The organism is Kitasatospora sp. NPDC096077 (assembly GCF_040303245.1).
Taxonomy (GTDB): domain Bacteria; phylum Actinomycetota; class Actinomycetes; order Streptomycetales; family Streptomycetaceae; genus Kitasatospora.
Genome location: NZ_JBEOSV010000047.1, coordinates 1 through 8,561 on the forward strand (window position 1 = coordinate 1; position 8,561 = coordinate 8,561).

The 8,561-nt window shown below is 64.7% G+C and carries 11 protein-coding genes and 1 tRNA gene; 4 read left to right on the top strand and 8 right to left on the bottom strand.

Features of this window, described 5'->3' with window-relative positions; genetic code table 11:
- Positions 1-479 precede the first annotated feature (479 nt).
- Positions 480-824 (bottom strand): hypothetical protein, encoded by a 345-nt coding sequence (locus ABTZ03_RS30455; RefSeq protein WP_350516333.1) that lies wholly within the window; start codon positions 822-824, stop codon positions 480-482.
- A 518-nt stretch (positions 825-1,342) separates the two neighbouring features.
- On the opposite strand from ABTZ03_RS30455, the gene ABTZ03_RS30460 reads away from it, so the two are divergent.
- Positions 1,343-1,612, top strand: coding sequence for a hypothetical protein (locus ABTZ03_RS30460; RefSeq protein WP_350516334.1), 270 nt, complete (start codon positions 1,343-1,345; stop codon positions 1,610-1,612).
- A 260-nt stretch (positions 1,613-1,872) separates the two neighbouring features.
- Here the strand turns inward: ABTZ03_RS30460 and ABTZ03_RS30465 are convergent, their stop codons facing one another.
- The 7 genes from ABTZ03_RS30465 to ABTZ03_RS30495 form a co-directional block, all read right to left on the bottom strand.
- On the bottom strand, positions 1,873-2,796 hold the full coding sequence (locus tag ABTZ03_RS30465; protein ID WP_350516335.1) for a phage major capsid protein: 924 nt from the start codon (positions 2,794-2,796) through the stop codon (positions 1,873-1,875).
- Positions 2,797-2,812: 16 nt separating this feature from the next.
- Entirely contained in the window at positions 2,813-3,259 is a 447-nt protein-coding gene (locus ABTZ03_RS30470) for a hypothetical protein (protein ID WP_350516336.1), read from the bottom strand.
- A gap of 15 nt (positions 3,260-3,274) precedes the next feature.
- The gene (locus ABTZ03_RS30475) at positions 3,275-3,643 is read right to left on the bottom strand and encodes a hypothetical protein (protein ID WP_350516337.1); all 369 of its coding nucleotides are present in this window, start codon (positions 3,641-3,643) and stop codon (positions 3,275-3,277) included.
- Positions 3,644-3,646: 3 nt separating this feature from the next.
- Positions 3,647-3,877, bottom strand: a complete 231-nt coding sequence (locus tag ABTZ03_RS30480; RefSeq protein WP_350516338.1) for a helix-turn-helix domain-containing protein — start codon at positions 3,875-3,877, stop codon at positions 3,647-3,649.
- A 387-nt stretch (positions 3,878-4,264) separates the two neighbouring features.
- Positions 4,265-4,699 carry a hypothetical protein gene (locus tag ABTZ03_RS30485; protein ID WP_350516339.1) on the bottom strand — a complete coding sequence of 145 codons (435 nt, stop codon included), beginning with the start codon at positions 4,697-4,699 and terminating at the stop codon, positions 4,265-4,267.
- 191 nt (positions 4,700-4,890) lie between these two features.
- Positions 4,891-6,555: a recombinase family protein gene (locus tag ABTZ03_RS30490; RefSeq protein ID WP_350516340.1), complete on the bottom strand. Its 1,665-nt coding sequence runs from the start codon at positions 6,553-6,555 to the stop codon at positions 4,891-4,893.
- Positions 6,556-6,705: 150 nt separating this feature from the next.
- The gene (locus ABTZ03_RS30495) at positions 6,706-7,017 is read right to left on the bottom strand and encodes a hypothetical protein (protein ID WP_350516341.1); all 312 of its coding nucleotides are present in this window, start codon (positions 7,015-7,017) and stop codon (positions 6,706-6,708) included.
- A 234-nt stretch (positions 7,018-7,251) separates the two neighbouring features.
- On the opposite strand from ABTZ03_RS30495, the gene ABTZ03_RS30500 reads away from it, so the two are divergent.
- The 3 genes from ABTZ03_RS30500 to ABTZ03_RS30510 all read left to right on the top strand — a co-directional run bounded on the left by ABTZ03_RS30500 (position 7,252) and on the right by ABTZ03_RS30510 (position 8,429).
- The gene (locus tag ABTZ03_RS30500; protein ID WP_350516342.1) at positions 7,252-7,608 is read left to right on the top strand and encodes a DUF8844 domain-containing protein; all 357 of its coding nucleotides are present in this window, start codon (positions 7,252-7,254) and stop codon (positions 7,606-7,608) included.
- Between the two features lie 121 nt (positions 7,609-7,729).
- Entirely contained in the window at positions 7,730-8,287 is a 558-nt protein-coding gene (locus ABTZ03_RS30505; RefSeq protein ID WP_350516343.1) for a bifunctional DNA primase/polymerase, read from the top strand.
- Positions 8,288-8,355: 68 nt separating this feature from the next.
- A tRNA-Lys gene (locus tag ABTZ03_RS30510) sits at positions 8,356-8,429 on the top strand.
- Positions 8,430-8,561 lie beyond the last annotated feature (132 nt).

Sequence of the window (8,561 nt, forward strand, 5' to 3'; positions counted from 1 at the left end):
CGCATCACGAGTGCATTTCTTCTTGATAACTACATTATAAATGTAACTGGGGGTAATCAGGGTTGATTCCTTGTAATGACCCGCCGGGGGCACCGTCCTCACCCTCTGTACGGGTTTGAATCTTTCGGGGGGCCGGAGGGCGTCAGGGCCGTCCCGGCGGCCGGCGGGGGCTCCAGGGCTGCTCAGAAGCCGTTTCAGGGCCCTCTGGGGGCCTTCTGGGGCCCCTCGGGGCTGGGAATGCCGCTCCGCGGACTCTTCGACGACCTTGAATGAATGAATCGATGGCTCTTAGCGTGACGCCGGCCACTCTTTGACAGAAAGTGTCCTCGACTGGGCTCCGCGGACACATACATCTATTTTGTGGGGGTTGTTATATACCCCCACAGAAGTGTCTTCTCCAGCCCTCTTCTCTGACTGGAGAAACAAGAAAGCCCCCTCCCTGAAGAGGGGGCCATCTGGATGGGATCTGCCAGCTGAGATCAAAAGCCCACCTTAACGCTGCCTCCATATTTACTTACTGACGGATTACCTGATTCGCCAGGAGCAAAACCCCCGCTCGGATTTCCCGAGCAGTTCTTTTCGAAATAGACCAGGACGGTGCGGTCGGTCTGGTTGGAAACTTGGATGTAATACCACAGAACCCCTCCAGTGGGTGTAGTAACACGGAGAGGATTTGGGTTGTAGCAGGTCCCACTGGGTGGGTCCTGATAGGTTTTACTGTTGATGGTTAGCTTGCCCGTGGCAGCCTGGGCGTTGGTTGCGGCGGTCAGGCACAGGGCGGTGGCGGCTACGGCGATGCCGGCCGTGTGAAGCCGTCGCTTCATTGAGCACTCCCGGTGAAAGATGGCACTGCCTCAGTTGTTCCCCGGTAAACCAGGCAGCTAACGGCCCATTCGAATGAGTGTTCCACTCGCCAGGCGGCCCCCGAAGGCCGCGTTGGAGATGCTCAGAACCGTGGGGTGGCTCAGGCTTCTCTCATGGCAGGGATCATCGTCCTCTTCGAGCTGGACCGGGCCCAGGCGGAGAACCCGGAGGCCGACGAGTCCGCGGTGCTCCGGGTGCACGCGGCCCTCAATGAGCGAGATCGGTTATGTACGGACTGTCACCACGGCGAGATAGCCCGACATATCTCCTGGTCCCGACCTCATGGCTGGCCACAGAGAGTGACTACTCCCTCGCTTGCGGGTACCACCTTTGAGGCGCAATATGGCAGGTGGAAGCGGGATTGACAGCAGTCGTGTACAGCCCGACTGCATACGAGCGGATAGCTTCGGTCGCCTGCGATGGGACGCGAAGCTATCGGCCCACGACTATGAGTATTTCCACTCCCAAAGGAGTGAACATGTCAAGCTACTATGGGGAAATTTTCAGAAGCGCCACTGAGATCGCCGAACGGGCGCAACAAGAGGAATCCCAAAGAAAGGCCCAGGCTGAGGAAAGAGCCCGAGCCGATGAACGGGAGAGGCAGCAACAGGAGAAAATCGCGGCCGATTTCAGGGACATCGAAGAGAAGATCGCGACGGGCCAGGCCGTGCCTGCCGCACAGGACGTTCCTGAGATCGGTGTGGACGAAGCCCGCGAAATGGGCATCCTGCGCCCCGAGGACCGGTAGCTCTGGCTGTACGGCGAACGTCGCCATCCTCTTCGAGTTCGAGCAGGACCAAGCCCTCGGCCCCGAACGTTCGGGGCCGGGGGCTCTTTCTGTTCCTGCCGCCGGCCAGGACCCCGACGCCCCCGAGGAGCCGCTTCCGCGGACGCTCTGTGAGGAGGACACCGGGCCCATGGAGCACTCCCATTACCGGCCTGAGAGGACGCCCTGAGGCCCCAAAGCAAAAAAGCGGGCCCCGCCAAGAAGGCGGGGCCCGTCAGGGTCTAGATCAGGGAAGCAGGCCAATCCACAGCAACGCGGAGAATGCCCTTCGTGGGCTTGCTCTCATCGAAGGTGCGGTCCGGCTTGACGGTATCGAGGTTGGGGAGTCGGACGATCTTCCCGCCATAGAAATGGGCGGCGTCCATGTAATCGGCCCGGTACTTCTCGCTCTGGCCGCTCCGGAAGCCGCTCAGCTGGCTAGCGAACGTCGCAAACCGCGAGTGTCCGGCAACGATGTCGGCCCCGGCTGGCATTGCGGTGGTGGACAGCACCGTGAAGCCTGCCAGGCGGGCCACAACACCATTAGCAGTGACCCCGGCCTCACCGTAAGCCCCGGCGTTGGCGATGGCCGGATGCTCGATCAGGTACCGCTTCACACGGGGCGAGACGACCACGTAGCGGCCCTCTGGGATGTCGTTGGCGTCCAGGGCAAGCATGAGGTCCAGGACGGCCCCGTAGAGGGCCTGAGGGGCGTTCCCGGCCGTCACCTTCACGTTCGGCATGGGAGTGGCCCCAGTGGCGATCACATGCCCCATGAAGGTATCCGCCTCACGGGCCAGGGCCCTCACCATCTCCTGGTTGATCGGGGAGCCCATCACTCCCGCCACCTGGACCCGTTCAACATTTTCGACCAACAGCTGTATATATTTCGCTTCAGTGATCGGAAGAACCTGATCAATGGTTTCCGGCCGCTGGGCCGTCATGCCCTCGGGAAGGCGGTAATCCGCGACAGTCGGCCTTGCCAGGCTGTTGACATGCACAACATCGCCCCGCTTGCTGATGTCACCTTCATAGGACCGGTTGGTCACAAGGCGGGAGGCCCACACGAGCAGCGGATCAAGCTGCGTGATCAGGGCACTGTTCCACTCCTCACTGACGAAGGTCCGGGAAGACGGGTTCTGGTAACTGAAATTGTAGAAGCTCAAATACTTCTCCTAACGGTTATCGGTATCGTGCGTCGAGAGAACGGGGCTGGAAGCTGAAGCTCTGGATCGGACCACCCTGTCGGCCTAGGCCGAGATCCTGGGAGTACAGCGGCTTGGGGTTGCGGCTTTTGATGAGCTCACCAACGAGTTCCACGTTCACCGTTCCCTCAGGAGTGAGGAACTGGTTGAAGTCCATGAACCGGAGATCGGTGATCTCGATTTCCGCCTGAGCCGCCTGGGCCTTGATCTCAGCCTCGACCAGACGAGGGCCAATTTCAGCGAGCATGGCCTTACGGGCCTCGGCCCGGACCTGCTCCGCGGATTCCTCTACCCGGGCCGTATGCCCCTGGCGAAGGGTCTCCAGCTCGGCGTTGGCGGCGTGAGAAAGGGACTTCCACTTGTCGAGCTCGGCCAGGAGAGCCGCGCTCTCGTCAGAAGCCGGGGCCGAATCATTGCTGTTCAAAACAAACCTCCGATATTAACGGTGACGGGCATCGAGCGAGGGCCGGGGCTGAAACACCGGTGCCGGATTCCGGTGGTACCCAGCTCCCTGAAGTTCCGCAAACTTCATCTTCTTCTGGAAGGGCTTGAGAATTTCCGTGATGACATCCCCGATGGGCTGGCCGTCATCATCGGTCAGCCTGGACACGTCCAGGTAGTCAGTGAATCCCTCGGGAAGGTCGATCTCATCCTTGGCCGCCTGAATCCGCAGCTCCGCAAGAGCGAGGTTCCCCGCGTACTCGCGGTGGACCTCCGCCCGGATGCCCTCGGAAGGGTCGGCCGGCACAATCGCTGGCGTCTGAGAATCCAGCTGCTCGCCGCCTTCAAAAGAATCAATGTCAGTCATCTATCAGGCTCCGTTCTTGGTCTTAACACTGGCCTGGGCAAGCTCGATTGCCTGCCGGGTATTAGTGTCCTTGGCCTGGGTCATCAGGGAGTCCAGAGGAATCCGAAGGCAATGGGCGATAGCAACGAACATCGGGAGGCTGGGCTTACGCTCCCCGCGCTCCCACTGGTAGACCGCCTGGGCAGTCACCCCCAGACGCTTGGCCAGATCCTTGACGGACAGGCCCAGGCTCACCCTCCGGGCCTTTCCCTTCACACGGTCATACATAGGCTCTCCAAAGCAAACGATTGAGTATCAGAAAGAGAAAAGGAAGAGGCCCCGGCCTCCCAGGAGGAGGAAGCCGGGGCCAGTACCTGAGAACCGGGGTGCCAGACCAACACCCCGGAATCAGATCTGTAATTCTCAGTAGAGAACTTCTTCTCTAAACTCTTCTCTACTAAAGACGTATGTGTCGCCTGGCCCCACTCTCGGACAGTGGGGCCATAGGAGAGACCTAAGTCACAGTGAGACTCATAGAAGGCCGCCCTTTGAAGGCGGCCCTACTGGAGTAGCTACTAGAGTCACCGGGCCTCGCTCACTCGGCCCAGGCAGCAACCTCTGTATTAAGAAGGGCCGTGATGGTCACCCTTGCGGTTGAGCGGCCGAGGAGCCCGTTGCGTTAAACCTCGGCCTCTCTCGGAGAGCCCGGGCCCAGTCAGTGGCAGCAAAGGCAGAGCCGCCCCGGCTGATGTTGTCCGCTTCGGTCCGCCAGAACCGGGCCTCCTCCTCCGTCTCGTGAAGCCAGTCGTTCGCCTCGCCGTCCCAGGGAAGGTTGTGGCCGTGCGTGGCACATTCCTCCAGCTTCCGCCGCGACGGCGCGTCCATGCTGGCCACTGTGTTGGGTATCAGCAGGCACCGGGCCGAGGCAGACGGGGCGAGCAGCCCAGCACCCTTGAGGGCCGTCAGGGCCTGCGAGTACCGGCCCTTGGTGAACGGCCGGCCATCCGGGTGGGTGAGGATCAGTTGCAGCTCTCCGGAGCCCAGAGGGGCATGTCCGCCCCGCTGCATGCGGTCCATGGCAAGAAGGAAGAGCCTGAGGTGTAGTTGGAGCCCAGGCGCACCGACAGCCGGGTTCCGGCCTTGGGGCCGGTAGAGCTTGGTGAAGTGGTAGACCATAAATCTCCTAAATATCTCTTGCGGGAAATGAAAAGCCCCCGAGTCACCTCGGGGGCTGGTGTTATTCAGTTATGTGATCGCGCTAGCTGTCATCAGTCGACAGTCGACTCATCCTCTAGGGACTTGATCTCCGAATCAAGGATATCGGAAAAGACCTTCAAGGCAGCCAGATCCCAGCTTTGCTGGTCACTTGGTTCGACAGTCGGGCCACCTGCCTCGTTTGCCTTCAGCGCGATGTCCTTCGGAGGAATGACATACACGGCGGCATCGTGGTCCTTCTTCTTCGGGTGGCCCCACACAAAGATCCTGAATCCGGTCTGCCGGAGGAAGGGCCCGCGCTCCTTCCAGCCATCCATTCGCGCCCACTTCGCAGCGTAGGTCTGCCCGGTCCCGCGCACCTCCCACCGGCCCGGGATGAAAGGTTCGGCCTTGAGGGTTCCGAGGGTGGCCGCGTGGCGCTCCATGGTCTTGGTGACGGTCTCGATGACGACCGGCGAAGTAGCCAGAGCGATGGAGTTGGAAAGGTTTTCGATAGCACCTTCCAATTCCTTGATCTGCCTCCGGTTATCCTTTCCCGGCACATATATCCGTTCCGTTATTTCTTCCTCGCCAACCATGGTCAGGAAGCCGTGCTCAGCAACGCTGTACAGGAGGCTCTGCGGCCACGAGACCGAGAACGGGCAAGACGTCCCGTTGGACCACGAGCAGCAACGGAAGTACTCGTGCCGCTTTGGCTCACCGTTGGCCAACGTCGTGTTTGAGCTGTTCTCGTACATCTTCCTGCCACAGGGGCAGAAGAAGACACCAGCCGCTGGCGAGGCGTTCGACTTGATCCCGGCCCGGAACTTACCCAGCTCTGCAACCGCCGCGTGCAACTGGTCGAACTCCTCGTCGGAGAGGATCGGATCGGCCCAGCGCACCGGGATACCGTCCCGCAACAGCGGCTCGCCCTTGTGCATGGCGATCCCCTTGAGGACCGGCTTCTTGAGAAGCTTGCTCAGGGTAGACGTGAGCCACTTCGAGCCCTTGATCTCGTGCTTCACGCCGGCCTTGCCCTCAGCCGCGTTCACGCTCCGCTGGTAGTCCTGGGAGGTCAGAACTCCTCGACTGGTCCAATCAGTGCAGACCCGGCCCATGGTCCAGCCCTGTTCCACGATCCGCTCGTAGGCCTCTCGAACAAGAGGGCCGGTCACGGGGTCGATGATGAGCTTGAAGCGCTGGCGGCCGTTGTGCTCCGTGAGGACCGCGCGGTAGCCGAACGGCCATGTCCCACCACCCCACAGCGATTCGTCGCGGTAGTACTGAGTCTGGTCCCGGCGCTTCTGCACGATCGCCTCCCTGTACCCCTGTGCCTGCGTCGCCTTGATGTAGGCGATCATCCGGCCGTTGCCGGGCGTGATGTCAAGTGAAGGGTCATCCAGGCAGATGATGTCCTTCCCGCCCTGGTAGCACTTGTCCGCGAACAGCTCCCAGTGGGTCTGGTTGCGGGTGATGCGGTCGAGCGAGGTCACCATCATCGCGTCCCACTCGTACCAGAGCGGCTCACGCATCCACTTCCCGAGGTTGGGCCGGTCCTCCGGGCTGACGGCACCGGAAACGAACGAGTCCTCGACCTCCCCGGCGGAGACGTACTTGCCCGCCGTCATGGCGGCACTCTGGGCCTCGGCCTGGCGGACCAGGGCAGAGCTGTCCTCGGAGTCCCGGCTGATACGACGCATGCTCAGGACCCGGATCCCCGGGCTCGGCTGATGTGACATGTGGTTCCCTCCCTTGCCTTACAGCCCTCGACGCTACCTCCATGGTCAAGCTGTTTTCCGAGGGCTGGGAGGCCAACCATCAGGTCCTCCAGCACCTGAGCGGCCACCGGGTGCGCCTGCGCTGAGGTGGTCGGCGCCGGTCCCGGACGGTCAGTCCTCGGTCTCGCAGACCGCGTAGGCCACCACCGAGCCCTGCTCGGCCCGGGCGCTCCAGCCGGTGGCGTCGGCGGTCGGCCCGTTGACGCGCACCGGTCCGGCCGCATCGGGCTGGAGGCGGTAGCCGCCACCGGTCAGGTGGCTGCCGGCCGGGCAGGTCGCGGTCGAGACACCGCCCGGGCTGCTCGGCTCCCCGGTGACCACCTTGGCGGTCTCGGCGGCGAAGGCGGGCGCGGCGAGGGCGACGGGCGCGACGGGGGCGAGGACGACGACGGCCGGCAGGAGGCCGGTGGACAGTGCACGCATGGGGGGCTCCCGGTTCGGTGGGCGACTGCTGCACCCGGAACAACCGGTTCGCATGCGATCCGGAAGCGCGGCGCCCGGAGCGCCGTTCCGGCGCGTGCCCGGGAATAGCGCCTGCATGCGCACCGTTCCGCTACCGGCCGCCGCCGCGAGACAATGGACGGCGGCCACGCCCGGGCGGTGCGGCCCGGAGCAGCCCGCCGCCCACCCTCACCGAGACCCCGGAGGTGTCCGTCCATGCCCGACTCCCCCGCCGAGACGCCCGAGTCCACCAGGCGTCTGCGCCCCGCGCAGCTCCTGTTCGAGCCGCAGTCCGCCGAACCGGAGCCGGAACGATTCTTCGACCTGGAATCGATCGACGACCCCACGGAGCTGCTGCGCCGCTCCACCGAGCTGGCCCTGGCCTTCCGGGCCGCCGCCGAGCGGGCCACCGACTTCCAGGCCGTCGCCGCCGCCCAGCTGGCCGACCCGCGCCGGTTCGACGCGCTGTCGAACACCGAGGTGGCCGAGCGGGCGGACTGGACCCCGGACTACGCCACCAAGATGATCGAGTACGGACGCGGCCTGCTCCAGCCGCGCCGCCACGAGGACTGAGACCTCGACCTGCGGCCGCTGGCATATGCCAGCGGCGGAGGGTACGGGATCGGCCGCCGCCCTGTCCGGCGAACGGCGCTTTCCGCCCCACCGGGGGCGCGCACGGCGCAGGCTGCTGGGCGTGGACATCTGGACGCACCAGTCGGTGGAGTACGTCACCGTGGCCGGGGAGGCCTGGCTGGCCTCCGCCAGCGAGTACCCGCGCAGCATGCGCGCCCTCTGGGAGGCCCGCCCGTGGGCGCCCTCGGTGCTGCCCTGCGGGCGCGCCTTCGACGTGATCAGCATGCCGTCGCTGTTCGGCCGCCGGGTGCTGGACGAACTGTGGGCCTCCGGCCCCGGCTGCGGCCCGGTGGCCGGCTACCGGGGGCGCACCCTGCTGTTCGTCCAGCCCGGCGCGGCGCCACGGCTGCGCCGACTGCTGGCCTGGGAGGAATGGGCCCGGGACGTGCCGCCGCTGCTCTGCCACGGCAGGGGCGACGCGGTGACGGTGCCGCCGCTGCAGCGGATGGTGCACGGCCCGGAGTCCCCCGGCCAGGGGTCGGGCCGCTGGATCGTCGCCCCGGAGGACCGGGAGCCCTGGCTGCCCGGGGCCTCGGTGGTGCTGTGGGCCTGTGTACGGGCGGCGCGCGAGCCCGGCGGGGCCGTCCCGGCCGAGCCGGCGGTCGTGACCGGCGGGTGAACGGGGGGCGGCCGGTATTCGATTTTGGCCCGACCGCGGGCCACTGCTAGAGTCTTCTCTGTCAGCAGGCGCCGCTAGCTCAGTTGGTTAGAGCAGCTGACTCTTAATCAGCGGGTCCGGGGTTCGAGTCCCTGGCGGCGCACAGACAGCCGAGAGGCCCCTTGCGAAAGCAAGGGGCCTCTCGGCGTTTCGCCGTACCCGGAAGGGCGGCCGGGGGGGGCCCGCGGGGTGGGGGGGGGCCGGCCGGGGGGGCGCGGGGGCGCCGGGGGCGGGG